This window comes from Pseudonocardia kongjuensis, from assembly GCF_039526905.1.
Lineage (GTDB): Bacteria > Actinomycetota > Actinomycetes > Mycobacteriales > Pseudonocardiaceae > Pseudonocardia > Pseudonocardia kongjuensis.
The window spans coordinates 61,432-86,690 of record NZ_BAAAJK010000018.1 but is presented as its reverse complement, the minus strand read 5'-3'; the positions used below and the strand labels follow the sequence as shown (position 1 = coordinate 86,690).

General features: G+C 71.3%; 22 protein-coding genes. 10 read left to right on the top strand and 12 right to left on the bottom strand.

Going from position 1 to position 25,259, the window contains the following annotated elements:
• Window positions 1-31: 31 nt before the first annotated feature.
• From ABD160_RS18085 to ABD160_RS18075, 3 genes are all read right to left on the bottom strand, one after another.
• Window positions 32-1,183 carry an RNA polymerase sigma factor gene (locus ABD160_RS18085; protein ID WP_344023943.1) on the bottom strand — a complete coding sequence of 384 codons (1,152 nt, stop codon included), beginning with the start codon at window positions 1,181-1,183 and terminating at the stop codon, window positions 32-34.
• A 6-nt stretch (window positions 1,184-1,189) separates the two neighbouring features.
• Window positions 1,190-1,597, bottom strand: a complete 408-nt coding sequence (locus ABD160_RS18080; protein WP_344023941.1) for a YciI family protein — start codon at window positions 1,595-1,597, stop codon at window positions 1,190-1,192.
• A gap of 194 nt (window positions 1,598-1,791) precedes the next feature.
• Complete coding sequence (locus ABD160_RS18075) at window positions 1,792-1,992, bottom strand: cold-shock protein (protein ID WP_344023939.1); 201 nt, start codon at window positions 1,990-1,992, stop codon at window positions 1,792-1,794.
• Window positions 1,993-2,626: 634 nt separating this feature from the next.
• On the opposite strand from ABD160_RS18075, the gene ABD160_RS18070 reads away from it, so the two are divergent.
• The 6 genes from ABD160_RS18070 to ABD160_RS18045 all read left to right on the top strand — a co-directional run bounded on the left by ABD160_RS18070 (window position 2,627) and on the right by ABD160_RS18045 (window position 8,903).
• Entirely contained in the window at window positions 2,627-3,346 is a 720-nt protein-coding gene (locus ABD160_RS18070) for a VOC family protein (RefSeq protein WP_344023937.1), read from the top strand.
• A gap of 157 nt (window positions 3,347-3,503) precedes the next feature.
• A complete protein-coding gene (locus ABD160_RS18065; RefSeq protein WP_344023935.1) occupies window positions 3,504-4,148 on the top strand; it encodes a GntR family transcriptional regulator in 645 nt (214 codons plus the stop codon).
• A gap of 37 nt (window positions 4,149-4,185) precedes the next feature.
• Complete coding sequence (locus ABD160_RS18060) at window positions 4,186-5,082, top strand: FAD binding domain-containing protein (RefSeq protein WP_344023933.1); 897 nt, start codon at window positions 4,186-4,188, stop codon at window positions 5,080-5,082.
• Entirely contained in the window at window positions 5,072-5,584 is a 513-nt protein-coding gene (locus ABD160_RS18055; protein ID WP_344023931.1) for a (2Fe-2S)-binding protein, read from the top strand. Before ABD160_RS18060 ends, ABD160_RS18055 begins: the two co-directional genes overlap by 11 nt.
• On the top strand, window positions 5,581-8,019 hold the full coding sequence (locus ABD160_RS18050; protein ID WP_344023929.1) for a xanthine dehydrogenase family protein molybdopterin-binding subunit: 2,439 nt from the start codon (window positions 5,581-5,583) through the stop codon (window positions 8,017-8,019). Before ABD160_RS18055 ends, ABD160_RS18050 begins: the two co-directional genes overlap by 4 nt.
• Window positions 8,016-8,903: a cyclase family protein gene (locus tag ABD160_RS18045; protein WP_344023927.1), complete on the top strand. Its 888-nt coding sequence runs from the start codon at window positions 8,016-8,018 to the stop codon at window positions 8,901-8,903. The genes ABD160_RS18050 and ABD160_RS18045 overlap by 4 nt, the downstream gene beginning before the upstream one ends.
• Window positions 8,904-8,925: 22 nt before the next feature.
• On the opposite strand, the gene ABD160_RS18040 is transcribed toward ABD160_RS18045, so the two are convergent.
• Together ABD160_RS18040 and ABD160_RS18035 are read right to left on the bottom strand one after the other, a co-directional pair.
• On the bottom strand, window positions 8,926-9,375 hold the full coding sequence (locus ABD160_RS18040; protein ID WP_344023925.1) for a nitroreductase/quinone reductase family protein: 450 nt from the start codon (window positions 9,373-9,375) through the stop codon (window positions 8,926-8,928).
• Window positions 9,372-10,151 carry a glucose 1-dehydrogenase gene (locus ABD160_RS18035; protein WP_344023923.1) on the bottom strand — a complete coding sequence of 260 codons (780 nt, stop codon included), beginning with the start codon at window positions 10,149-10,151 and terminating at the stop codon, window positions 9,372-9,374. The genes ABD160_RS18040 and ABD160_RS18035 overlap by 4 nt, the downstream gene beginning before the upstream one ends.
• A 137-nt stretch (window positions 10,152-10,288) precedes the next feature.
• Between ABD160_RS18035 and ABD160_RS18030 the strand changes: the two genes are divergently transcribed.
• On the top strand, window positions 10,289-10,942 hold the full coding sequence (locus tag ABD160_RS18030) for a TetR/AcrR family transcriptional regulator (protein ID WP_344023921.1): 654 nt from the start codon (window positions 10,289-10,291) through the stop codon (window positions 10,940-10,942).
• Window positions 10,943-11,170: 228 nt separating this feature from the next.
• Here the strand turns inward: ABD160_RS18030 and ABD160_RS18025 are convergent, their stop codons facing one another.
• Complete coding sequence (locus ABD160_RS18025) at window positions 11,171-11,980, bottom strand: methylenetetrahydrofolate reductase (RefSeq protein ID WP_344023919.1); 810 nt, start codon at window positions 11,978-11,980, stop codon at window positions 11,171-11,173.
• Between the two features lie 77 nt (window positions 11,981-12,057).
• On the bottom strand, window positions 12,058-14,487 hold the full coding sequence (locus tag ABD160_RS18020) for a tetratricopeptide repeat protein (protein WP_344023917.1): 2,430 nt from the start codon (window positions 14,485-14,487) through the stop codon (window positions 12,058-12,060).
• 788 nt (window positions 14,488-15,275) lie between these two features.
• Here ABD160_RS18020 and ABD160_RS18015 point away from each other — a divergent pair.
• On the top strand, window positions 15,276-16,223 hold the full coding sequence (locus ABD160_RS18015) for a GlxA family transcriptional regulator (RefSeq protein WP_344023915.1): 948 nt from the start codon (window positions 15,276-15,278) through the stop codon (window positions 16,221-16,223).
• A 4-nt stretch (window positions 16,224-16,227) separates the two neighbouring features.
• Here ABD160_RS18015 and ABD160_RS18010 read toward each other — a convergent pair whose 3' ends face one another.
• The 4 genes from ABD160_RS18010 to ABD160_RS17995 form a co-directional block, all read right to left on the bottom strand.
• Window positions 16,228-16,713, bottom strand: a complete 486-nt coding sequence (locus tag ABD160_RS18010; RefSeq protein WP_344023913.1) for a zinc-binding dehydrogenase — start codon at window positions 16,711-16,713, stop codon at window positions 16,228-16,230.
• Window positions 16,714-16,734: 21 nt separating this feature from the next.
• Window positions 16,735-17,004, bottom strand: a complete 270-nt coding sequence (locus ABD160_RS18005) for a hypothetical protein (protein ID WP_344023911.1) — start codon at window positions 17,002-17,004, stop codon at window positions 16,735-16,737.
• Window positions 17,005-17,064: 60 nt separating this feature from the next.
• Complete coding sequence (locus ABD160_RS18000; protein WP_344023909.1) at window positions 17,065-17,628, bottom strand: hypothetical protein; 564 nt, start codon at window positions 17,626-17,628, stop codon at window positions 17,065-17,067.
• A 365-nt stretch (window positions 17,629-17,993) separates the two neighbouring features.
• The gene (locus ABD160_RS17995) at window positions 17,994-18,794 is read right to left on the bottom strand and encodes an abortive infection family protein (protein WP_344023907.1); all 801 of its coding nucleotides are present in this window, start codon (window positions 18,792-18,794) and stop codon (window positions 17,994-17,996) included.
• Between the two features lie 1,132 nt (window positions 18,795-19,926).
• On the opposite strand from ABD160_RS17995, the gene ABD160_RS17990 reads away from it, so the two are divergent.
• Together ABD160_RS17990 and ABD160_RS17985 are read left to right on the top strand one after the other, a co-directional pair.
• Window positions 19,927-20,127 carry a hypothetical protein gene (locus tag ABD160_RS17990; protein ID WP_344023905.1) on the top strand — a complete coding sequence of 67 codons (201 nt, stop codon included), beginning with the start codon at window positions 19,927-19,929 and terminating at the stop codon, window positions 20,125-20,127.
• Window positions 20,128-20,446: 319 nt separating this feature from the next.
• Window positions 20,447-20,887, top strand: a complete 441-nt coding sequence (locus tag ABD160_RS17985) for a hypothetical protein (protein WP_344023903.1) — start codon at window positions 20,447-20,449, stop codon at window positions 20,885-20,887.
• Here ABD160_RS17985 and mobF read toward each other — a convergent pair whose 3' ends face one another.
• A complete protein-coding gene (mobF, locus tag ABD160_RS17980) occupies window positions 20,888-25,228 on the bottom strand; it encodes a MobF family relaxase (protein ID WP_344023901.1) in 4,341 nt (1,446 codons plus the stop codon).
• Between the last annotated feature and the right edge of the window lie 31 nt (window positions 25,229-25,259).

Here is a 25,259-nt window from a genome sequence, read left to right as displayed (position 1 = left end):
CGCACCGCCCGGCCGGGTGCCCGGCCGCTGCTCAGCCGCGCAGCCGGGTGTTGAGCCGCGCGGCCTGCCGGACCAGGTGGTCGCGCTCGCCGAGGTCGGTCGCCGCCGCGGCGGCCCGTGCGTACAGCGCGGCCGCGGTCGCCGGGTCCCCGGCGCGCTCGGTCAGGTAGGCCATCGCGGCGGTGTGCCGGGGCAGCGATCCGTCCAGCTCGGCGAGCGCGGCGAGCCCGGCCCGCGGGCCGTCGGCCTCGCCGAGCGCCACCGCCCGGTTCAGCCGGACCACCGGGCTGCCGGTGAGCGCGACGAGCTCGTCGTACCACTCCACGATCTGCACCCAGTCGGTCCCGGCCGCGGTGCGGGCGTCGGCGTGCAGCGCGGCGACGGCGGCCTGCGCCTGGTACTCCCCGAGCCGGTCGCGGGCCAGCGCGGCCTGCAGCACCCGCACCCCGTCGGCGATCATCGCGGTGTCCCACCGGCCGCGGTCCTGCTCGGCGAGCGGCACCAGGCTCCCGTCGGGCGCGGTGCGGGCCGCGCGCCGCGCGTGGTGCAGCAGCATCAGCGCGAGCAGCCCGGCCACCTCCGGATGGTCGATCCCGGCCGCGAGCCGGCGGGTGAGCCGGATCGCCTCGACGGCCAGGTCGACCTCCCCGGTCGCCCGGTACCCCTCGTTGAACACCAGGTACAGCACCCGCAGCACGACGGCGACGTCCCCGGGCCGGTCGAACCGCACGTCCGCCACGGTGCGCTTGGCCCGGCTGATCCGCTGGGCCATGGTGGCCTCCGGAACCAGGTACGCCTGCGCGATCTGCCGGGTGGTCAGCCCGCCGACCGCGCGCAGGGTGAGCGCCACCGCCGACGACGGCGGCAGGGACGGATGGGCGCACAGGAAGTACAGCTGGAGCGCGTCGTCCGTCCCGGCCGCCGGGCCCGGTGCCGGCTCGGCCTCGACCAGCTCCTCACGCCTGCGGCGGGCCGACTCCGCCCGGGCCCCGTCCAGGAACCGCCGCCAGGCCGTGGTGACCAGCCAGCCCTTCGGGTCCCGCGGCGGATCGGACGGCCAGACCCGGACCGCCTCGACCAGCGCCTCCTGCACGGCGTCCTCGGCGGTGGCGAAGTCGGCACCGCGGCGGACCAGGATCGCGGTCACCGCCGGGGTGAGCGTCCGCAGCAGGGCGCCGTCCATCGCCGGTCACTCCTGGATGGTCGGCGGCGCGGTCAGGAACGGGCGCAGCTCCAGCCACTCGTGGATCGGCTCCCCGCCGGCCCCGGGTGCGGCGGACAGCTCCCCGGCGAGCTCGACGGCCCGGTCGTAGCTGTCGACGTCGATCACCATCCAGCCGGCGATCAGGTCCTTGGTCTCGGCGAACGGGCCGTCGGTGACCGGCGGGCGGCCCTCGCCGTCGTACCGGACGAACGTCCCCTCGGGGGCGAGCGCCTGCCCGTCGACGTACTCACCGGTCTGCTCCAGCCGGTCCGCGAAGTCCTGCATGTACCGGACGTGGTCGGTGATCTCCTGCGGGGTCCACTTCTCCATCGGGACGTCGTTCACCGATGCCGGGGCGCCGCGGTAGTGCTTGAGCAGCAGGTACTTGGCCATCGTGGCCCTCCTCCGTACGGCCGTGACCCATTCTGGTCACGTTCACGCCGGGGACGGAGCCGGTCGGGCGTTCTCGACAGCACCTGACAGGAAATGAGTGTGACCCGCACCACACGATCGGCAGCGGGCCACGAACGACGACGGCGGTGGTGCCCCTCCGAGGAGGGACACCACCGCCGGTGTGCCGAGGAACGTCAGATGGTGACGTTCGAGGCCTGCGGGCCCTTGGCGCCCTGGGTGACCTCGTAGGTCACGGACTGGTTCTCGGAGAGCTCACGGAAGCCCGAGGCGTCGATCGCCGAGTAGTGCACGAACACGTCGGCGCCGCCGTCGTCGGGGGCGATGAAGCCGAAGCCCTTTTCGGCGTTGAACCACTTCACGGTGCCGGTAGCCATGTGGATGCTCCTTCGTTGCCTAGCTTTGTGGACGGAACAACCACGTCCTGCGGCTGCCCGGGTCACTGCGATTCCCAGACGGCAGCCAGCTACAGCTACACCACAGACAGCGAATCCGCCCGCATCATCATTCCGCGAGCGCGCTCAGAGAAACGAACTTCAGAACTTACGGTGACCGATCATCACGCTACACCCACCCACCCGAGCGTCCAACAACGATCACCGGGGAGGGGTGTCGCGGGTCGTCCGCGGCCGGGCCGCCGCGGCCGTCGAGAGTGGACCGGCGCCCCGCCGACCGGTGATCGACCTGCGATGCACCGGCCCCGCCCGCCAGCCGGTCACGACCCGGGGTGATCTGCACCATAGTGCGCCGGGACCGCTCCGGCGATCACCGCGATCCGGCGGAACCGGCGCGGAGGGCTTGACGCGATCTGCAGCGCTGACTATAGATATGGGCATCGAACGAAGGCAGTCCTGACGCCACAGGGACGGCGACCGGGTCGAGAGGTTGGGGAGGGCGATTCATCAGAACAGCACCCGATCATCTGGATCATTGAGTACGCAGTAGCCGACGAATGCGGGGCCCGGCCGACACGGCCGGGCCCCGCTTTCCGTTCGGACCTACGGTGGGCGGGTGTTCCTGGAGAACCTGGTGTTCGACGCCGTCCACCCGGCCCGGCTGGGCCGGTTCTGGGAGGCGGTGGTCGGCGGCGAGCGGCTCACCGACGAGCCCGGGATCTTCGAGACCCGGCTCGCCGTCGAGGGCGGGCCGGTGCTGGACCTGTGTCTGCAGCGCGTCGCCGAGCCGCCGTCCGAGCCGCTGCGGCTGCACGCCGACCTGTTCGGCGGCGACCGGCGGGACGAGGTGGTCGACCGGCTGCTCGGTCTGGGCGCGCGACCGCTCGACATCGGTCAGCGGGACGTGCCCTGGGTGGTGCTCGCCGATCCGGAGGGCAACCCGTTCTGCGTGATGGAGGAGCGCCCGGCCTACGTCGACACCGGTCCGATCGCGGCGCTCCCGCTGGACTCCGCCGATCCGGACCGCGACGCCGAGTTCTGGTCCCGGCTCACCGGATGGACCGACGCACCCGGGGTGGCGCCCCGCACCCTGCGGCATCCCTCGCGGCGCGGCCCGCTGCTCGAGATGTGCCCGGAGCCGGCCGCCAAGCGGGCCGGGAAGAACCGGATGCACCTCGACGTCCGGCTGGAGGCGGGCGACGACCCCGACGAGGTCGCCGCGCAGATCGCCGGGCTCGGCGGGCGGGAGCTGCACCCTGGGTGGGGCGCGCTGCCCTGGCGGGTGTACGCCGACCCGTCGGGCAACGAGCTGTGCGTGCTGCCGGAACGCCCCTGACCCGGCCGGTCCGGCGGCGGCCGCCCGCTCGATGACGTGACCCTTGACACACGATAGTCGATTATCGATACTCGATGAACGGCTTCCGGCGAGGTGCGACGCCCGGCCCCACAGCAGTACCGGCGCGGTCCACCGCTTCGCACACCGAGGAGCCCCGATGGCCGGTCTCACGCGATCCGTCCTCAGCGACCAGCTCCGGGAGAAGATCCTCCAGCGGATCCTGGACGGTGACTTCCAGCCCGGCGAACGCATCGTCGAGAGCCGGCTGATGAAGGAGTACGGGGTCAGCCAGGCCCCGATCCGCGAGGCGCTGCGCGGGCTGGAGGCCATGCGGTTCGTCGAGAGCCAGGCGCACCGTGGGGTCCGGGTGCGGGCGATCTCCCGGAAGGAGATGGGCGAGATGTACCCGGTGCGGGCGGCGCTCGAGGAGGTCGCCGGCCGCACCGCCGCACCGCTGATGACCGACCGCGTCCTGGACCTGCTCGACGCGGAGATCGGCGCGATGCGCGCCGCCACCGAGGACGGTGACCTGCACGCCCAGCTGGTGCACGACGCCCGGTTCCACGAACTGATCTTCGAGACCGCCGGGAACACCCTGCTGCTCGAGGTGTGGCGCTCGCTGCACGCCGAGATCCGCACGTTGATCACCTACGCCAGCCTGCGGACCGAGCTCCGCGAGATCGTCGACTCCCACCAGCCGATCCTGGCCGCGCTGCGCATGCGCGATCCGGTCCTCGCCGGCAAGGAGATGCGCCACCACATCGAGCACTTCGGTGCGCTCGTGATGGGCGACACCGACTAGCGACCGTCCGGTCGCCCCCTTCCCCGCACATGGAGGTGTGGAGTTGAAACCTGCCGCGTTCGCCTACCTGGCGCCCAGCAGCGTCGAGGAAGCAGTCGCCCGGCTCGCCGAGCACGGGCCCGAGGCCCGGGTGCTCGCCGGCGGCCAGAGCCTGGTCCGGCTGATGAACACCCGCCTCTCCACCCCGTCGGTGATCATCGACATCAACCGCATCCCCGAGCTCGGAACGATCTCGGTCACCGACGGGGTGATCACCGTCGGCGCGATCGTCCGGCAACGTTCCTGCGAGATCGATCCGCGGATCGCCGCGGGTGTCCCGCTGTTCAGCGAGGCGGGCGGGCACGTCGCGCACGTCTCGGTACGGCAGCGCGGAACCGTGGTCGGCAGCGTCGCCTTCGCCGATCCCTCGGCCGAGCTGCCGGCCGCGCTGCTCGCCCTCGACGGGCAGGTCGTCGTGCGGAGCAGCTCGGGGGAACGGCTCGTCGACGCCGACGACTTCTTCGTCGGGCCGTTCCGCACCAGCCTCGCCGACGACGAGCTGGCGGTGGCGGTCCGCATCCCCGGCACCCGGCCGGAGCGGACCGGCTCGGCCTTCGTCGAGGTCTCCCGGCGGCACGGTGACCTGCCGATGTGCGGCGTCGGCTCGGTCCTCACGCTCACCCCGGACGGCGCCGTCGAGACCGCCCGGATCGCCCTGTGCGCGGTGGACCGGCGCCCGGTGCGGGCCCGCGACGCCGAGGCGTCGCTGCTCGGCGCCGTCCCCGGGACCGACCGGATCGCCGAGGCAGCCGCGCTGGCGGCGGCCGCGGTCGAGCCGATCGGCGACTGCCACGGCTCCGCGTCGTTCCGCCGCCATCTCGCCGGCGTGCTGACCCGGCGATCCCTGCAGACCGCCGTCACCCGAGCCGGCCAGGAGAACCCCGATGCCCGATAAGGTCCGCATCCGTCTCGTCGTGAACGACGTCGCGCACGACACCCTCGTCGAACCGCGCACGCTGCTGGTCGACTTCCTGCGCGACGAGCTCGCCCTGACCGGCACCCACGCCGGGTGCGAGCAGGGGGTCTGCGGCGCGTGCACGGTGCTGCTCGACGGCCGGACCACCCGGTCCTGCCTGCTGTTCGCCGCGCAGCTGGACGGCACGTCGATCCGCACCGTGGAGTCGCTGGCCGCGCCGGACGGCACGCTGCACCCCATCCAGCGGGCGTTCGTCGAGAACCACGGCCTGCAGTGCGGCTTCTGCACCTCCGGGATGCTGATGTCGGCCTGCGAACTGCTCGACCGGACACCGCTGCCCGAACCCGCCGACGTGCGCGAGTCGATCTCCGGGAACCTGTGCCGCTGCACCGGCTACCAGAACATCGTCCGATCGGTGTGCGCGGCAGGCCGGCTCGTCGCCGCCGAGAACCCGAACGCCACCACCGGAGCGGACGCATGAGCATCGCCGAGCACACACCGGACACCGCCGCCCCGGACCGGACCGGCTACCGCTGGGTCGGCCGGAGCGTGCCCCGCAAGGAGGACCCGCGGCTGCTCGCCGGGCGCGGCGGCTACATCGGCGACGTCACCGTCCCCGGGATGCTGCACGCCGCGGTGCTCCGCAGCCCGCACGCGCACGCCCGGATCGTCTCGATCGACACCAGCGCGGCGCGGGCGCTGCCCGGCGTGGTCGCCGTGCTGACCGGGGCGGAGGCGCTCGCCCACGTCAACCCGATGACCTCGTTCTGCGCCGAGCCGGTCCCCCAGCACGCGGTGGCGGTCGACAAGGTGCGCTATCCCGGGGAGGCGGTCGCCTCGGTCGCGGCCACCGACCGGTACGTCGCCGAGGACGCCTGCGCGCTCATCCGGGTCGAGTACGAGCTGCTGCCGCCCGTCGTCGATCCGGTGCAGGCGATGGGCCCGGACGCCGGACGGGTGCACGACACCCTGGACAGCAACGTGGTGTTCCAGCGGTCGCTGGACTTCGGCGACGTCGAGGGTGACCTCGCCCGTGCCCACACCGTCGTCCGCCGTACGGCCCGCTGGCACCGGATGGGCGCCCAGCCGATCGAGACCGCCGGCGCGATCTGCTCGTACGACCCGTACGCGAAGGACATGACCGTCTGGTCCAACACGAACTTCCACAACTTCCTGCCGTGGTCGTTCGCCGGGATGCTCGGCGTGCCCAACAACCGGCTCCGGATGATCCCGTGCGCGGCCGGCGGCAGCTTCGGCAGCAAGCACCTGATCAACAAGGTGATCGCGATCGCCGGCGCGCTGAGCAGGGCCGCCGGCCGTCCGGTGAAGTTCCTGGAGGACCGGATCGACAACATCTCGGCCAACGACAACGTCGGCTGCGACCGGATCTACGACGCCGAGCTCGCCGTCTCCGCCGACGGCGAGTTCACCGGGCTCACCCTGAAGATCATCGACGACTACGGCGCCTACTTCCAGTTCGCGCACGGCCAGCACGGCAACGCGATGGCCCAGCCGACCGGGCCGTACCGGATCGGCAGCCTGCGCTACGACGTCTCCTGCGTGCTCACCAACAAGGTGCAGCAGGGCTTCTTCCGCGGCGCGGGCGCCGATCCGGGCAACTTCATCCTGGAACGCCTGGTCGACGCCGCCGCCGACGAGCTCGGCATCGACCGGGCCGAGCTGCGGCGGCGCAACTTCATCCGGCCCGACGAGTTCCCCTACAAGGTCCCCACCGGCAACGTCTACGACAGCGGCGACTACGAGGCCGTCCTGGACCGCGCGCTGGAGATCGCCGACCTCGGGTACTGGGAGAAGGAGAAGGAACGGCTGCGGGCCGAGGGCCGCTACCTCGGGATCGGGCTGGCCAGCTGCCAGGAGCGCACCGGCTACAACGCCAGCGAGTGGTGGTTCCTCTACGACAATCCCCCGCTGGGCGCCACCAGCACCCCGGAGAGCATCAAGCTCAACGTCGACGCCACCGGCGGCGTCCGGGTCGAGCTCGGCTGTCCGCTCTGGGGCAACAGCCCGGAGACGGTCGTCAGCCAGGTCGTCGCCGAGGAGTTCGGCATCGACCCGGCGGACGTCTCGGTCGGGTACGCGGACTCGACCACCGGCGCGCCGTCCGCGGGCCCGGGCGGCAGCCGGTTGACGATCATGCTGTCCGGCGCGACCCGCGGCGCCTCCCGCTCGATCCGCGCCAAGATGATCCGGATCGCCGCGAACGCGATGGAGATGGCGCCCGAGGACGTCGAGTGCGTGGACGGCACCTTCCGCGCCAAGGGGGCGCCGCACACGTCGATGTCGATGTCCGACGTCGCGATGCGCGCCCACCTGTTCAAGCACGACAACCCCGAGGAGGAGAAGAGCGGGCTGGTCGAGACCTTCACCTACGACCACCCGTACTCCACCCCGCCGGCCGCGGACCGCACGGACATGGGCGCCTTCTACCCGATGGTGTCGCACGCCTGCCACATCCCGATCGTCGAGGTGGACCCGGAGACCGGCGTCGTGACGGTGCTGAAGTACTACGCGGTCAACGACTGCGGCACCCTGATGAACCCGGCGCTGGTCGAGGGCCAGGTGGTCGGCGGCATCGTGCAGGGCATCGGCGCCGCGCTGATGGAGGAGTACAGCTACGGCGCGGACGGCACGCTCGGCACGCCCACCTTCCGCGAGTACCTGCTGCCCAGCGTGCACGAGGCGCCCGAGATCGTGCTGGAGCACCGCGAGACGCCCTCGCCGTTCACCGAGTACGGCGTCAAGGGGGCCGGCGAGGGCGGCCGGCTGGTCGCCCCGACGGCGATCGCCAGCGCGATCGGCGACGCGCTCAAGCCGCTCGGCGTGTGGATCGACGAGCTGCCCATGACGCCGGAACGCGTCGTCGCGGCGGTGGCGGCCGCCCGGGAGGCCCGGTGACCGGACACGCCGGTCCGGCGGGCGAGGTCCCCGCCGCGCAACGGGTCGCCGCCGCCGGTCTGGTGCGCACCGGCCGGCAGTACTCGCTGGCGGCCACCCGGTTCCCGGGGATGCCGCTGTTCCCCGGCCACCCGCCGTTCCAGGTGCAGTCCTACCGGACCCCGCGCGGCCTGCGGGTCGCCGGGGACGACCTGTGGCCGCACACGCCGAACGAGGTCGGCCTCGCCTGCATGACCGAGGTGATCACCTCGACCGTGCACTCCGGCGCGCACATCGACGCGCTCGCGCACATCACCGTCGGCGACGACGACCACTGGTTCGGCGGCGCCAACGCCGCCGAGCACCTCGGCGACTTCGGCCCCACCGTCGGCGACGCGGCGACCATCCCGCCGCTGTTCACCCGCGGCGTGCTGCTCGACGTCGCCGGGCACCGCGGGGTGGACTGCCTCCCGGCGGGCGCCCCGGTCGACGCCGCCGAGGTGCAGGCGATCGCCGCGGCGCAGGGGACCGCGATCGGCCGGTGGGACGTCGTGCTGTTCCGCACCGGCTACATGGGCCTGTGGCCGGACGCCGAACGGATGGCCCGGCACGTGTCCCCCGGCCCCGACCTGTCGGCGGCCGAGCTGCTCGCCGAGCGCGGCGTGATCGCGGTGGGCAGCGACACCGAGACCTTCGAGGTGCAGCCCGCACCGGATCCCGGCGTGCCGTCCAATCCGCAGCCGGTGCACACCCGGCTGCTCGTCGAGGGCGGGATCTACATCCTGGAGAGCCTCGATCTGGAGGAGCTCGCCGCCGCCGGGGTGCACGAGTTCCTGTTCGTCGCGCTGCCGCTCAAGATCGCCGGGGCGACCGGGTCGATGCTGGATCCGCTCGCCGTCGTCTGAGCGCGGGCGGGCGGATCCGCGATCACGGCCGGTGCCGGAACTCGACGCGCATCAGCCGGCTCTCCGCCCAGTCCTCCGGCCGGGTCGGCCGGATGGTGCCGGGATCGTGCGGCTGGTTGAGATCCGCGACGATCTCGGCCAGCACGGCCCGGCGTTCGGCCGGGTCGGTGACCGGCGTGGCCCGGGCGGGCAGATCGGCACGGATCCCGTTCCTGAGGTGGAAGGTGAACTCGGGATCAGCGAGCAGGTTCGCGTGCCAGCCGGTCGCGCCGCCGCCGGCGCCGCTGCACAGGTAGACGGCGCCGGCGGCACGGTAGAAGAAGATCTCGATGCGGCGTGGCCGCCCGGTGCGGCGCCCCCGCGTGGTGATGTCGATGATCCGTTCGCGGGTGCCCGCGGCCGGGGTGATCTCGACGGCGCGCCGGATGTGGTCGGGCAGGTGCGCCGTGCCGGACGGGTCCGGGGTGCTCATGCGGCCTCGGCCGGGAGGGCCGGGCCGAGCAGCAGCCCACCGTCGACGACGTACTCCGATCCGGTGATGAACGACGCCTCCGACGAGGTGAGGAACAGCAGGAGCCGGGTGACGTCGGTCGGCTCCCCGAGCCGGGGGACGGCGAACGGCTCGGGCGAGTAGAAGTCGGCGATCGCCGCGGTGGCGCCGGCCGCCGGTTCGTGGATGAACGGGGTCGCGATCACGCCGGGATGGATGGTGTTCACCCGGATCCGGTCGCGGCCGAGTTCGAGCGCCGCCGTCCGGGTCAGGCCGCGCACCGCCCACTTGCCGGCGACGTAGGGCGCGTAGTGCGCCGTGCCGCCCATGGCCATGATCGAGGCGATGTTGACGATGCTGCCCCCGCCCGCGCGGCGCAGCGCCGGGATCGCGGCCCTGATCCCGAGGAAGGTCCCGGTGAGGTTGACGTCGAGGATGCGCGACCAGGTGGCCCGGTCGGTGTGCTCGATCGGGGCCGGCGGGTTCTGCACACCCGCGTTGTTGACCAGCACGTCCAGCGAACCGAAGGCACGCTCGGCGGCCGGCACGGCGGCGGCCCACGAGCTCTCCTCGGTGACGTCGAGGTGGACGAAGTGCGCGCGGGGCCCGAGCTCGTCGGCGAGCGCGGCGCCGCGTTCGGCGTCCAGGCCGCCGATCACCACGTTCGCCCCCTCCGCGTGGAAGGCGCGCACGTGGCTCGTTCCCTGGCCGCCGGTGCCACCGGTGACGAGCACGGTCTGGTTGTCGAAGCGGGGCATCGGATGTGTCCTCCGGGAGGTGGGTGGATCGCCGACGGTGGGCGACGACCGGTGGTGAGCCGATCGACTCACCATCCCCCCGGACACTAGGTCGGCAACGATAGCGAGTCAAGCCACTCACCTCGTATGCTCGGCCCATGAGCGGTGACGTGACGACGTACCACCAGCGCGTCGCCCGGGAGAAGCGCGCGCTGATCGTGACGGCCGCGACCGCGCTGTTCCTGGAGCAGGGCTACGACCGGACGTCGCTGGCGCGGATCGCGGAGTCCTCGGGCGTGTCCCGGGCCACCCTGTTCAAGCAGTTCCCGAGCAAGGCCGCCCTGTTCGACGCCATCGTGACCGAGTCGTGGTCGTCCGCCGACGAGGCCGATCCGCCGCCCGCGGGCGACATCGTCGAAGGGCTCGGCACCCTCGGCCGGCGCTACGCCGAGCTGCTGGGCCGCCCCCGGATGACCGACCTGTTCCGGATCGTGATCGCCGAGCTCCCGCGGTTCCCCGAGCTGGCCCATGCGCAGTTCGCGCACGGCAAGATGCCCTACTTCGAGGCCCTGCGCAGCTACCTCGTGGCCGAGCACGAGCAGGGAACGGTGCGGATCGACGACGTCGACCTCGCCGCCACCCAGTTCCTCGGGATGATCTCCAACTACGTCTTCTGGCCCACCCTGCTGGTGCCCGGCTGGGAGGTGAGCGCCGAACGCGCCGCCGAGGTGGTCGACGAGGCCGTCCGCACCACCGCCGCCCGGTACGCCACGACCGGGGGGCGCCCGGGTCCCGCTGCCGGCGGGAGCTGATACCCCAGCGATCGACGGTCGAACGCCGGCAGACGATCACGACCGACCCGATCCCGGTCCAGCAGCCGTCCACGCCGGGCGGGGTGTCCGCGCACCGCGCCCAGTACTCGTCCTGCGCGGCGGCCTCCCCGGCGTTGATCTCCGCGTCCTGCTCCGGGGAGCAGCCGTACCCGATGCGGCCGACGTCGATCCGGGTCTGCTCGACGAGACGTCCGAAGTGGTGCTGCGCTACGCCGGGCGGTCGTCGTCCGGCGGCTTCCGGAGCAGGCGCTCCAGTTCGATCGCCACCTGCCGGTAGCGGCTGACGGGGACGAAGTGCACGCCGTCGCAGGCCCCGCTGTCCCGCAGCGCGACGACCTGCTCGCACGCGGCGGCCACCCCGGCATCGGGATCGGCGGCGACCCGGTCGACCAGCGCATCCGGGATCTCGATGTCCGGGACGCTCGCCCGCAGCCGGGCCGCCATCCCGGCGCTCGCCAGCACCATGACGCCGGCGTGGACGGGCTGGTCGGTCGGGTTCTCCTCGCGCCACCGCACGACCTCGTCCACCGAGAAGCCGACCTGCAGGAACACGAAGTCGGCCGCCCGCTTCCACGGGGCGAGCCGGCGGCGGCTGCCCGACGTGACGCCGATCCCGAACGGCTGCACCCCGGCGAACTCCGGCCGCCCGGTGATGGCCCGGGCCTCCTCGATCATCGTCCGCACGGTGAGCCCGCCGGCCCGGTCGCCGGCCGTCGGCTTGTCGCCGGCGACGAACAGGAAGCGGTCGACCCCGTACGCGGCCGCCGTGAGCAGGTCGCGCCGGAGGCCGAGCAGGTTGCGGTCCCGGGAGTTGAGGCAGGCGATGCTCCGCCGTCCCATCGCGTGCACCTCGTTCGCGACCGCGATGCTCGACACCGTCGCCCGGCCGATGTGGTTGTCCGGGATCAGGAAGTCGTCGACGACCGGGGCGAGCATGCCGATCTGGTGCCGGGCGCGCGTCAGGTCCGGCCTGGTGGGGGGCTCGATCTCACAGACGACGGAGAAGCTGCGGCTCACCGCGCAACGGTAGCGACGGGATGGGCGGAGGGGCACGCGATGACACGTCTGGTGGAGGACCGGCAGACAGGTCGTCGCTACCGGTCGTCGGCCGGCGAACGTCCGTCGAGAGCTTCGGTCGCGAATCCGACCACCTCGCGCAGTCCGGGAGTGGGATCGTCGCCGTAGCGGTGAACGACCTGCCGATAGGCCGCGGCGGCCTCGTCGTCCCGACCGAGCGCCCCGAGCACCGCGGCCATGTTGAACAGTGCCGTCGCCGTCTGCTCCCGCAGCACCGCGGACGCATCGTCGCCGTACCGGTCCACCACCTCCCGGCAGGCCGCAAGCGCCTCATCCGGCCGATCGAGCACCCCGAGCACGGCACCCGTGTTCACCAGCGCCTTCGCAGCCTGCTCCCGCAGCGCAGGATCGTCCGCGTAGCGGTCCACCACCTGTCGATAGGCCGCGAGCGCCTCATCCGACCGACCGAGCACCCCGAGCAGGGCGCCCATGTTGAACAACGCCTTCGCCGTCTGCTCCCGCAGCACCGCGGACGCATCGTCGCCGTACCGGTCCACCACCTGCCGGCAGGCCGCAAGCGCCTCCTCCGACCGACCGAGCACCCCGAGTACCGCACCCGTGTTCACCAGCGCCTTCGCAGCCTGCTCCCGCAACACCGGCGCAGGATCGTCCGCATAGCGGTCCACCACCTGCCAATATGCCGCTACCGCCTCCTCCGGCCGGCCGAGTACCCCGAACACCGCACCCGTGTTCACCAGCGCGGTGGCCGCCTGTTCCCGCAGCGCAGGGGCGGAGTCGTCGCCGTAGCGGTCGACGACCTGCCGATAGACGCTGACGGCCTCCTCGGGCCGGCCGAGCACCGCCAGACGCACGCCCGTTGCGTACAACGCGGTGGCGGTCTGCTCCCGCAGCGCGGGGGTGGAATCCTCTCCGTAGCGGTCCACCACCTGCTGATAGACGGCCACCGCCTCCTCGGAGCGACCGAGCGCCCCGAGGTCGACACCCAGGTTGACGAGCGTGCCGGCGACCTGCTCGCGCATGGCCGGGGCGGGGTCGTCGCCGTTGCGGTCCACGACCTGCCGGTAGACCGCGACCGCTTCCTCGGGCCGGCCGAGCTTGCTGAGCACGACACCGAGGTTGCCGCCGGCGAGCGCGGCGGCCGCCGGATCCGATGATCTGTGAGCGACCCGGAACGACGCAGCCGCGTCCTCCAGCCGGTGCGCCCGGTAGGCGGCCTCCCCGACCGCCGTGGCGGTGTCCGGCTCCGCCGTATCGACCGCGGCCCGCCAGGTCGCGTCGGGTGGCCCGGTCGCTCCGGGACGATCCCGGATCAGGCGCACCACGTAGTCGTAGGCGAGGTAGCTGCCCGCCCGGTAGAGCAGTGCCACCGATCCGGCGACCGGCTGCAACGCCCACTCGATCCCGCGGGTGAACCCGTCGTCGGAGGCGACGGTGCCGGGCGGCAGGTAGCTGGTCCAGACGTGCCGCAGGATCTCGTCGGTGATCGGGTCGGTCCGCCCGCACCGCGCCCAGTCCACCGCGGCCCGGACCACCGCGACGCCCTCCACGCACGGCACGGCCCCTGGTGCATGACGGGCGGTACCGAGCTTGCGTTGCAGGGCCGGCCCGGCCACCAGGAACGCCGCCAGCCCGAACCTGGCCACCAGGGTCCGCTCGTCGGAGGGCATGGCCCGCCGGCTGACCAGCGCACCGAGCTCGGACTCGCTGGTGGCGATGAGGTGGATCTCCCGGGCCTGCTGGAGCAGCAGGCCGGCCGCGGTGGTGAGCTTGTCCGTCGCTCCGGCCTCGGCGACCAGATCGGAGCCCTTGCCGCCGTAGGTGGCGACCACGATCCGGCCGCGCCCGCCGCTCGTCCAGGCCCGCAGGGTCTGCCACGTCACGGCCTGGTTGAGGAACGGTTCGAGATCGTCGAGCCACAACACCGCCGGCCGGGCCCCGAGCCGGGGTTCCTGTCCGGGGAGCAGCAGCGCGCGCAACCCATCGCCGTCGATCGGCGCGACGACGTGCAGATCTTTCGCCGACGGGCAGACCTCCGTGCACGCGAGCAGGGCCTGGAACAGCGTGCGGGACTTCCCCACCTTCGACGGGCCGACGACCACCACCAGGCGGCTTCCACGTCCCTCGATCGCCTCGACCAGTGCGTCGACGAGCTCGGCGTCGCGATCCCGCGGGAGGTACCGCGGCAGCCGGCCCCCCTCGATCAGGTCCTGTGCGGCGGGATCGACACCGATCACCGTCTGATCCACGTGGGTGACGGCAGTGATCGGGACGCGCAGCCTCCGGGCGGACTCGACCCGTTCCCGGCGCCGTTCCAGCCGGTTGCGCGCCCACCCGACCCCCAGACGGGCCGACGCCCCAACCGCCGCGACGACCAGCCCCACCGTCGCCAGCCACGGCAGGTTCAACGGCACCGACAGCGCGGCCAGCGCGGCCGCCGATCCCAGGGCTGCGGTCAGACCCGCCTCGCGGCGGGTCCACGCACTCACGGTCGTCGACCACCGCACAGCAACACACTATCGAGCCACCGTGTGGACCTTCACCCTTCCATCGCGGCGAACGAGATCGCGCAAGGACTCGTCACCGCGCCTCACCGGGCGGTCGGGTCGATGACTCTCCACCCTCCGCAAGTTCCTCAGCTCAGCGACCGAATCCATGAGCACTCTGGGATCGATTCCACCCAACAGCGTACTCGCCATAAGAAAATGTGGATCCAGGAAACGTGCTACTCAATCGATCGACATACTCGCCTGCCTCACGCGACGAGGAGAAGACACCCACCACCTGATTATCAGCTACATCCTCCTCGAGAACGATCCACACTGATTCCAGATCAGTAGCCACGGCGCAAGTCTACCTTCGCCGTGGTCACGGCTGCGTAGTAGATCCGCCCTGGCTCTACGCTCGCACCGCTTGTCTCCTACTGAGGCCCAGAGATACTCTTTGTTCGCGCACCAGTATTCGACATCTCGTGGGACCAGACACCTGGAGCCCCGGTTCGGAACGGACTTACCGTCTGCCTTCTCATAGAATGCGCCTACCCACTCTACGATATGTAGGGTAGTGAACTGTGAAATAGAGGTAGGCGCCCCTGCTTCACATCGCGTATGACGCCGGGTCTGGGAGCTCGACAGCAAGACCGTGTGCAGCGCTCACTCCGGCTCCGGGGAAGTGGACAGCCGGATGCACCTGGCGCCGTCCACGAGGTGGCGGGAATGCACACACCTGCGAGGATGGTGACGCGGCCGGCGCTCGTCGACCGGATCGGAGTCGGGTCATGCAGCGACCGCATCAGGTGGTGGTCCTCGTGCTCGACGGGGCGCTCCCGCTGGACGTCGGGATCCCGGCAGAGGTGTTTCATCCGGAGTCGGGGTTCCCCTACGAGGTGTCGGCCTGCGGGGTCACCGCCGGAACGGTGCCGTCACACGGAAGCTTCGGCTACGCGGTCCCGCGCGGCCTGGACGCGCTGACCGACGCGGACACGATCGTCGTACCGGGGTACGCCCCGGCGGGTAGGCCGATTCCGGTGCAGGTGTGCGAGGCGCTCCGGAGCGCCGCATCGCGCGGGACACGCATCGCGTCGATCTGCTACGGCGCCTTCGCCCTCGCGGACGCCGGCCTGCTCGACGGTCTGCGGGCGACGACGCATTGGGATGCGGCGGGGAAGCTCGCGGAACGGCATCCGCGGGTCACGGTCGAGCCGAACGTGCTCTTCGTCGACGAGGGATCCGTCCTCACCTCGGCGGGGGCGGCCGCCGGTCTCGACCTGTGCCTGCACATCGTCCGGCGCGACCTCGGCGTGAGCGCGGCGAACGAGATCGCACGAGGACTCGTCACCGCCCCCTACCGGACCGGGGGGCAGGCCCAGTACCTGCCGAGGACCAGCTCGGCTACCCACGGCGAAACCCTCGCCGCGACACGTGAGTGGGCCATGACGCAGCTCGACCAGCCGCTCACGATCGCCGGACTCGCCGCACACGCACGGATGTCGCCACGGACGTTCCTGCGCCGTTTCGCCGAGGAGACCGGCACCACCCCACTGCAGTGGATCCTCCGGGCGCGGGTGGACACCGCCCGCGAACTCCTGGAGAGCACGAGGCTCTCGGTCGACCGCATCGCGGACCAGGTCGGCCTGGGAACCGGATCGAACCTCCGGCTGCACTTCCGCCGGCTCCTGGACGTGTCCCCCTCCGAGTACCGCGCCACGTTCTCCGGGCGGAGCTGATCCGCTACGGGACGCGAGGGGGCAGCGCGACGGTGTCGCCCGCCACATCGATCGCGACCTTGCCGCGGAGTGCGTACGACTGCCTGTTCTCCAGCAGTTCGTGAGCCTCGCCCGTTCGAGCGAGCGGAAGGGTCGCGCCGATGACCGGCTTCACGAGACCGCGCTCGACCAGCGCGGTCAGCGCGTCCAGCTTTCCCCGGTTCTGCCGGGTGAAGACGAAGTGATAGGCGGCGTTCCGGCCCCACGCCTCGATGAGATTCTGCGGCTGCGCGATGTCGACGACGCTGACGACGCGACCGAAGTCGGCGAGCGTCAGCGGGCTGCGGGTGAGCGTGTCACCGCCGATCGTGTCGAGGACGACATCGACCCCGCTGCCCCTGGTCAACTCGGCCACGGCATCGACGTAGTCCGCCGTGGTGAAGTCGATCGCCGCATCCGCCCCGAGAGAGCGCACGAAATCGTGGTCGCGGGCTCTCGCGGTGGTGATCACCCGGGCGCGGATCGAATCGCGTCACCGATCGAGCGTGACGGGAAGGACACCAGCCAGGTCCTCGGAGTCCAGGCGGCCGTCCTCGTCGACGCCGGGCATCGCGTACCCAACGACCGGGCCGACCTCGAACCGGTACTCCTGGCGACGCGCCTCGACCCGCACGAGCTCGTCGAGCGCCGCGACCGCGGCGGCCCGCGCGGCCGGCCAGTCCGGCTCGACGCCGCTGCCGACCCAGTCGGTGTTCTCCGCTCCGGGCCGCAGGACGCCCACCCGCCACGCCGTCTCATCCATGTCGGCGAGCCTGGCGAGGTCAGCCCGCACACGCCAGCGTCCGGGCCGACCCGTCCACAGTCAGACCGCCTCCGGGTCGTTCGCGGCCAGGATGTGCATCGCGGTCCGCCACCCCCGCAGTAGAGCGGTGTAGGACGCGCCGTCGTAGATCTCCCACGTGACCGGCCCGACCTCCATCCGCAGCACCGACGGAAACTCCGAGCCCGGCCGGGCCTCCAACAGGTAGGTCCGCACCTTCGGCGCCCCGCCGAGCCGGACCAGCGCGGTCGCCGACCACGGCCCGTCGGTCGCCAGCACCCCGCGGCGGCGACCAGTCAGCACCGGCACGAGCGCCGAGGCCAGCGGCGCGGCCTGCGCCCACGCCTCGTGGATCGCCCGAGCGGTGTAGTGCGAGCGCAGGTAGACCAGCACCGCGCCCAGCGTGAGCCCGAGCTGCTGTTCCGAGGTGCCCGCGTTGCGCAGGTCCACCCGGGTCGGCACGGGCCCGGCGACCCGCAGCACCATGCTCACCACCGCCGCCGCAGCGACGCCTAGAGCCGGGTCGCCCGGCTTCCACGCCCCGGCCGGGGCGATGGGGTTGATCTCCGCCGTGGTGCTGCGCGTCCGCCTGGTCCTGCTCGCCATGCTGGCCTCCCGATGACGTCGGGCCTGTCGGCCCGGGTACCCCTTGGGGTGGCGGGGCGCTTGTTCCCCGCCGCCGCAAGGCGTCCCACCGCGGCCGAAGAGGCTCGCGGGCAAGGGCCGGACGCAGTCCGGTCGCCGAAGGCGACGCGCAGCGCCCTTTCCCGTGAGGTCGGCCGTGGTAAGCCACCGGGCCGACAGGCCACGCCGAAGGCGTTCCACCAGAATTCTTGGCCTCGCGGCCTTGAGCGGGAGGTCCGACCCACCGAAACGCCCCAACCTCGACGTAGACCCGAGTATCAGGGCACTGAAACTAGATGCTCATCTCAGAGCCATTCAAGGCGGCGACCGCGCGTTGACGGGGCCGTCTACTGGTTACGACCGTGCAAGCGGTCTAAGGTCGTTAGTAAGAACTCCGCGACCAGGCACGCTTGACGAACAACAAGAAGTGCAACTTCCGCAGTCACTCCCGTTGGCAGTGTGCGTCCATGGCCAGTGCCCTGGAGATTTCGCAGTTCGTTTACCTTCTCTGCGATCATCCAAGACCCTCCGAGAATCGATTTTATATGTTTCGCGCCGGGGACGTCCCCCGCGACGCTATCCGGGAGTACGCCTAACCTTTCGCGAGCAAGATAAAGAAGCTGGCCGAAGTCGGCGTGCTTCGACGGGGGCATTCCGACTTCCTCTAGTACGAACTTCGCTACTGCCTCCAGTATTTCCTTTGCGGATCCAATTAGAATAGCGGGATCATTTGTCGAGCGGCGCAGTCGTGCAATTTGTTCGTCGAGAGCAAGGCGACCTCCCGTCTCGAGATCGATTTCTCCGATCGGGTTTAGGTATCCGTCGTCGGTCAGTAGCCAGCCGACCTGCTGAAATGCGCGTCGCACATTTTCCGCATCGCTCGAGCGAGAGTCAGAAGAGAAGCATCCTTCGATTCGAAGATCGATTAAGAGCGAGTCTACAAGTGATCGAGAGCCGGCTGGTCTCCTGACAGCTACGCGGAGTACGTTCTGGACGCGTGTTTCCTTGTTCGGCAGGCCAGTCTCCGGATCGTAGGTATCAAACTCACCATAGCCAGAGGTCTGGAATGCGTGTGTCAACTTGCGGTGCGACGGTCCTGCGCCACCGAAATAGAAGCGCGCGACACAGGCCGCGATCTCTGCACTCACTGGCCACTGCATTGCAGCAGTATGCCCGATATCGAAGCTCGGCGAAAGCACTCTTCTGATCGGCTTACGACGAACGACTGCAGAAGATCTCTGAGCATCACGCCATATCGCCCCGAAAGGCGATTTATGGCGAAGCCACGCGAGACAAATTGGTATCATCAAGCTTGTAGGTGTTTCGCATCCGCTGAAAGTGAAATTCACTCCCCTGAGGAGTCCTGCCGACGGTCAGTATGCCATGTGCCGTCAGATTCTTAGTCGCTCGCGTCCACGTGTCCGCGGATAGACCATAAAGTGCCCTTGTTGGAGTGGGAATGTACCGGGCTGACCTGTGTGGCCCCCGATGGTGTAGCAGCGCAAGAAGGACGGCGAGTTCGGTTGCCGACAGATCCACGATCCAGCCGCGGTCCCACAGTCCAAGTGGTATTGCAACAAAATCCTTGCTCGGGCGAACGAAAGGCTTACCCGTCCGAGGGTCTAGTAGTGCAATTTTTGGGAGATTCCCACTTCTCTTTTCTCGTCGAATGAAGGCGTTGTCTTCGAGCCACTTTAGTGCAACACTCACTCTTCGCGACCCGCCATTGTGGTCGAGCGCAAGCAAGCGAGACCAATACATCGGCGTATACGGGTCGCGGATTTCGTGAGGAGCACGCGTCGCGATCAAAGTCATGCACAGAAATAGTTTGAGCCGGACTTCGCCCCCTCGCCCACCTTGGATCAGGCGAGCCAACGGCGGCCGATCCGACACGTCCGCTCCTTGAACGAAGGAGGAGGGCAGGCCGACAGCTTCCGCGCGGTGCGAGCGCTGCACCAGGCCACGTTGGGCATCGACCGCGTCGGCTCGGCGGGCATCATCCATGTTGATCTACCTTCGTGCAGGAGAGACAAGCTCTACGGGGTTACCGGGTTACGGGGTTACGGGGTTATCTCTTCCTTCCTTTCCTGAGCAAACGACGAGTTACTCCGCCACAGTGGGTGAGTTCCTACGCTAGTAGCGCACAGATCCTACGGCAGAGACGGTGCTTTGGTCCTGCACAAACCTACGTATAGCGGTTTGACCAGGTGATATGCACCTGGAAGCGTCCTGTTCACCGATGGACGCCCGACCGGGCTCCACCGCTTGAAGGAGGAAGACATGCACCGTCACGACGGGGAGACGCGGGTCATGTGGGTGGCGTTCGTGATGATCACCAGCGCCGTGGCCGGCGTCTGCGTGACCGGCCTCTTCTCCATCTTGGAGGCAGGACCGATCGCGTCCCTCGGCGCCGGCGGTGCGACGGCCATCGGCGTCGCGACGATCGGCGTTGCGGTGATCGCGCTCCTCGTGCGCCGCTGAACTTCTCCCGAGGACCATGGCCACAGCGCCGGACGTGGCTCGTGCGCCGTCCAGGACGGACCGGCGCGGGGCCCTGGCCAAACACAAGACCGTGGTCGTCGCGGAGGAGCTACCGAATGATCAGGAACCAAGCCTCGGTCTTGGACGTGCCACAAGCGTCCGGCGGACAGAGGATCAACTGCGAGAGCCCTCGCCGGGCAGGCTGGTCTCCGGGATGAGTGAGGCGAGGTGCCGCATCCCGACGGCCGCCCGGCACTTGGGTGCGACCGCTTCATCGAAGCGAGTGCTCGTTGTCGGTGCCCTGTGGGACTCTGCCGTCATGACAGCCGTTGACCAGGCTCTTCACCGGGTCCCGACGCGGAATCTCCGGGTCGCTCGCGCGGAGTTCGGCGCGGTCTGGACCACTGCACAGAGGCAAGCCGAAGCTGACCGCCAACACGGCGTCGCGGGCTGGTACACCGCTGGTGTCATCGTCACCTGCTTGTGGCTGGCAGATGCGCCTCACCACCCGGCGTGGGGTCGTCCGCACCCAGCTCGATCTCCGGTCGGAGACCGCGACATCTCCGCCACGGAGGACTCGATCGAGGCCGAGTACCAGGCCGCCGAGCTGATGCCGGAGCACCAGCCCTGGTTGCTGGAGCAGCGCCCCGGCTGGTGCGAGGGCATCCGCGCGACGCTGCGCTGGGCCTGGCGCCACGACGGCCCTCCCCCGCTGGACGAGAACGGGGAGCCGATCGCTTGGTCGGCTACCCGTACCTGATCAGTCGTCGCCGTCGCCCCAACCGGCCATCTCGTAGCCGCGGGTGGCCTCCTGGTCGTCGCCGTGCCAGCGGGTGAGTTCCTCGGTCCGGTGGTCGTCGGCCGCGGCCTCGTCTGCGCTGTCGCGGTAGAGGATCTCGTCGAGCACCCGCCCGGCGCGCTGGACGCTGTCGGCGGTCTGCTCGGCGTCCGGGACCCGGACGACGTCCTCCAGCACCGGGGCCGGCTGCTCGACCGCGGCCTCGCGGACGTCGCGGTGCCGGGTCTCCCCCGCCTCGTCGTCGTGGATCTCGGCGCGGTCGTCGAGGTCGATGTCGTCCTCGGTGATCTCGCGGTGCTGCTCGTCCTCGGCGAGCGCGGCGTCGTGGGCGGCCTTCCACTCGGCGGCGGTGACCCGCTCGTCCGGGTCGTCGGCTGCGCCGCGGGCGGTCAGCTCGGCCTTGGACAGGTCGGCCTGCACGCGGGTCTGGCTGGTGTAGGCGAGCCAGGTGGCGCGGGCGTCGTCGACCTGTTGGAGCTGCTCGGCCCGCTGCTCGAGCAGCTCCGCGAGTCGCGTGGATCGGGCCGCGGCGGCGAGCAGCTGCTCGCGTCCGGCGTCGCCGGTCGCCGTCTCGGCTTCGGCACGTCGGAGTGCGGCGCTCTGGCGGTGCTCGTCGGCGGCCTGGCGGGTGCCGGCGAGTTCGTTGGCGACGTAGCGGGGTGCGGCGGCGAGCTCGCGGTCGTAGGCGCGGACTCGCATCCGGAGCTGGCCGTTCGAGAGTTCCAGGTGCTCGCGGTCGATCTCCGGCCGTCCGAGTGCCCGCCACGCGGCACGGTAGGCGGCGAACTCCTCGATCTGTCCCGGCTTCGGGGCGGGGCCGAGGGCCTCGGCGGGGTCGTCGTGGCCGCGAACCTCGCGGTAGGCGGCGATCCGGCCCACGGTGCCCTCCCACCCGACCCGCTGCACGAGGTCGGTGGGGACCTCGCCGAACGCGTCGAGCGCCCACCGGGGCGGGTCCTGGGCTGCGGCGGCGCCGAGGCGGGCGGCGCGGTGGTCGGCGGCCTGGGCGAGGCCGGCCATGTACTGGCGCCACTCGGGGTTGTTGGTGCGCGGGACCCAGTCGGTCCAGGTGTCGCCGACGGGGTCGAATCGGTGGTGGTCGCGGATCCGGGAGTAGAGGACGTTGGACAGGTTCCGGGCCCCGGTGAGCGGGCCGTGGGTGACGGCGTCGGTGAGGACGCGGTCGGGGTCGCGGCCGGCGATCTCGGCGCGGCGCAGGATGCGGGTCAGGGCGCCGGTGCCGTCCTCGGCGGCGATGCGGGCGCGCTGGTCGTCGGTGAGCACGTCGTCGGTAACGAGCCGGTCCAGGGAGCGGGCGGTGCGTTCGGTGGCGGCGAGCTGGGCGGCGTCGGCGAGCAGCTCGGCCGCAGTGCGGGCGCTGCCGGCCTGGTCGGCGGACTCGGTCGCGATCGCCAGCGACGACTTCGGGGTGACCTGGTCGTGGGTGTCGAGGATCCCGGCGAGGACGGCGACGGGGTCGCGGTGCAGCTCGTGGCGCTGAGCGCTGCCCTCAGCCGGGTCCTCCGGTGCGGTGCGGGTGGCGACGTGGGCGGTGTTGGCGCCGCGGCCGCGGGACATGCCGACATACAGCGCGTTCGGGCTGGTGCGGCCGGTGACCACCGAGTGTGTGGTGTCCACCGTGACGCCCTGGGCGGTGTGGATGGTCCCGGCGTAGCCGAGGGCGACGTGCTCGGCGACGTAGGAGACGGGCAGCACGAACCGCTCCCCCTCGCCGGCGCCGGTCAGGTCGGTGCTGACCTCCAGGCTGCCGTCGGGGCGCAGCGCGGTGACGCGGAAGTCGTCGCGGTTGCGGATCGCGCGGCGGTTGCCCTCGTAGCCGTCGAGGTGCCAGGCGTTCTCCCGGGCCTGGACCAGGTCCCCGACCCCGGCGTAGGTGCCCTGCCGCCCGAGCAGGGTGCCGTGCTCGTCGACCCGCCCGAGGCGGACCAGCTCGGCGCGGATCTGCGCCGAGACCTGCGCGGCCTCCTCGTTGGTGTCGACCAGCAGCAGCGACCGGCGCCCGTCGAGGGTTTCGGCGACCCACGCCCGGGCGGCAGAGGTCTGGGCGTCGTCGCGGGTGCCGGTGTCCAGGACACGGCCCTGCTGGTGGTACTCGCGCAGCACCGTCTGATCACCTGCCCGCAGCCGCAGCGAGGCGTCGCGCTCCCACTCGGCGGTGAAGCGGCGGGCGTCGGTCAGCTCGTAGCTCGATCCGGCCGCGGCGAGCAGCTCCATCCCGCCGCCGGCGCCGACGGCGGCGAGCTGACGGTGGTCACCGACCAGCAGCAGCTTCGCCCCAGCGCGCTCGGTGTGCTGGTGGATCGCCGACAGCGCGGCGGTGTCGGTCATCGCGGACTCGTCGATCACGACCAGGTCGCCGTCGCGCAGCCGCCACGGCTCGTCCTCCGGCCGGTGCGGACGCTCGGCCGCGCCGGTGGCGAGCCGCTGCTGGGTGCCGAGCCAGGCGGCGACGTTGCGGGCGGTCAGCCCTTCCGCGGCGAGGACATCGGTGGCCTGCTGGCTGGTCGCGAGCCCGAACACCCGACTGCGGGTGCCGTCGTGGCGCAGGGTCGGGTCGGTCCACGCCTGGGCCAGCGTGCCGACGACGTAGGACTTCCCCGTCCCGGCCGGGCCGACGAGGGTCTCGACCCGGGCCCCGGAGGCGAGGATCCCGCGGACCGCGGCGGCCTGGTCGGCGCCCAGCTCGATCCCACCCGAGCGCAGCCCGTCGAGGAACCGTCCGACGGCCTGCGGGCTCAGCGCGGAGCCGTCGCGGGCGCTGGTCGCGGCCAGCAGGATCCGCTCGGACCGGACCTGATCCGGCGTCGAGTAGACCCGACCACCCGGGGCGACGTAGGCGGACTCGCCGTTGGCGAGCCGCAGGTCGGCGGGCAACAGCTCGGCCGCCGGCCGTTCCGTCTCGATCGGCACCGCGTACTCGAGCGCGCGGTCGGTGAGCTGATCGAGCAGCTCGGCCACCTGGACGCCGTCCGGGGTGCCCAGATAGTCGGGCAGCGCAGCGTTGACCGCGCGAACCAGGTCCGCGCGGGTCCAGCCGGACTTGCGGTCAGCGACGTCGGCGAGCGCCAGCTCGATCACGGCCTCCGGGTTGAACGCCATCGGCTCGACGCCCTCACGGCGCGCGGCCAGGGCGAGGTCGGCGATCCCCTCCAGGCCGCCGGCGATCTCGTCGCGCACCTTCCCGTTGACCCGATCGAGGAACTCGTCGCGCGTCTCCCCGTCGTGGGACTTGCGCGCCCGGGTCCGCAGCGTGGCCTCCTGGGCGAGCCGGTCGCGCTCCAGACCGTTCGGCGCCCGGCCGTAGCGGGCCTCGAACGCTTCGACCAGCTCGGCCTGCTTCGCGGTCACCGCGTGGCGGCGCGAGGACAGCAACGACATCGCCTCGGCCGGGACCCCGACGAGCTCGCGCGCCTTCCCGTCCGGGCGGGTCGCGCACAGCATCCCGAGCGAGTGCGCGAGCCGCTCCTCGCAGGTGCGCTCGCCGACCGCGGCGGCACCGGGTCGCCACCGGTGGATCGCGCGGGAGTCCAGGGTGCGCCAGACACCGTCCGGGCCCTCGGCGCGGTTGAGCGTGCCGTTGTGGATGTGCAGCTGCGGGTCACGGTCACGGGAGTCGTGCTGGAAGAACGACGCCACGGTCCAGCCGTGCGCATCCGCCCACCGCCCGGCGGTGCCGCCGTGGTGCCCGATCCGCACGTAACCGGCCTTGTCCTGGAGATAGGAGAGCGCCGCGTTGTTGCCGGCCCAGATGGCGTCCTCGACGGCCTGGCGGAACTCGCCCCACGCCGCGGCGGTCTCCTCGTCGCCGGCACGGCGGGCGGCGACCTCCTTGGCCTCGAACGCCGTGTGCAGCAGCGTCACCGACTTCTGGACGCTGAACGTGATGTCCAGGAACGCGACGTTGTGCCGAGCCGCCTTGCCAGCCTCCGTCCGAAGCTCGGCGCGTCGTTCCGCGGACGCGTCCGGTTCGATGTCCAACGCCTGGGCGTACAGCTCGTCCTCGGAGAGGTACTTGCGCCCCGTGTGTCCGAGGGTGGACACCTCGTCCCATCGGTCCGGATCACCGAACCCGTCCTCGCGCGGGTCGAGGAACCGCTCGTAGAGCGCGCGCATGTCCTGGGCGTCGACGAGGCCGCGCAGGCCGAGCTTCTCCGCCCCGGCACCCCACCAGCGGCCCGGCGGCTCACCCTCGGCGACGGCGCCGGTGTAGTAGTTCTCCCGCCCCGTCGCGACCTCCTTCAACAGGTACTCCGGGCTGTAGCCGGTGGCGATCCTCAGCACCCCGACCACCTCGAAACGATCTTGCGACGCG

Bases quoted from the DNA above. Each gene is read 5' to 3' on its own strand.
- ABD160_RS18065 (WP_344023935.1), top strand. From the start codon at position 3,504: ATGGCCGGTCTCACGCGATCCGTCCTCAGCGACCAGCTCCGGGAGAAG.
- ABD160_RS18040 (WP_344023925.1), bottom strand. From the start codon at position 9,375: ATGAGCACCCCGGACCCGTCCGGCACGGCGCACCTGCCCGACCACATC.
- ABD160_RS18015 (WP_344023915.1), top strand. From the start codon at position 15,276: ATGCAGCGACCGCATCAGGTGGTGGTCCTCGTGCTCGACGGGGCGCTC.
- ABD160_RS18085 (WP_344023943.1), bottom strand. From the start codon at position 1,183: ATGGACGGCGCCCTGCTGCGGACGCTCACCCCGGCGGTGACCGCGATC.
- ABD160_RS18035 (WP_344023923.1), bottom strand. From the start codon at position 10,151: ATGCCCCGCTTCGACAACCAGACCGTGCTCGTCACCGGTGGCACCGGC.
- ABD160_RS18080 (WP_344023941.1), bottom strand. From the start codon at position 1,597: ATGGCCAAGTACCTGCTGCTCAAGCACTACCGCGGCGCCCCGGCATCG.
- ABD160_RS18030 (WP_344023921.1), top strand. From the start codon at position 10,289: ATGAGCGGTGACGTGACGACGTACCACCAGCGCGTCGCCCGGGAGAAG.
- ABD160_RS17985 (WP_344023903.1), top strand. From the start codon at position 20,447: ATGACAGCCGTTGACCAGGCTCTTCACCGGGTCCCGACGCGGAATCTC.
- ABD160_RS17990 (WP_344023905.1), top strand. From the start codon at position 19,927: ATGCACCGTCACGACGGGGAGACGCGGGTCATGTGGGTGGCGTTCGTG.
- ABD160_RS18005 (WP_344023911.1), bottom strand. From the start codon at position 17,004: ATGGATGAGACGGCGTGGCGGGTGGGCGTCCTGCGGCCCGGAGCGGAG.
- ABD160_RS18075 (WP_344023939.1), bottom strand. From the start codon at position 1,992: ATGGCTACCGGCACCGTGAAGTGGTTCAACGCCGAAAAGGGCTTCGGC.
- ABD160_RS18050 (WP_344023929.1), top strand. From the start codon at position 5,581: ATGAGCATCGCCGAGCACACACCGGACACCGCCGCCCCGGACCGGACC.
- ABD160_RS18055 (WP_344023931.1), top strand. From the start codon at position 5,072: ATGCCCGATAAGGTCCGCATCCGTCTCGTCGTGAACGACGTCGCGCAC.
- ABD160_RS18000 (WP_344023909.1), bottom strand. From the start codon at position 17,628: ATGGCGAGCAGGACCAGGCGGACGCGCAGCACCACGGCGGAGATCAAC.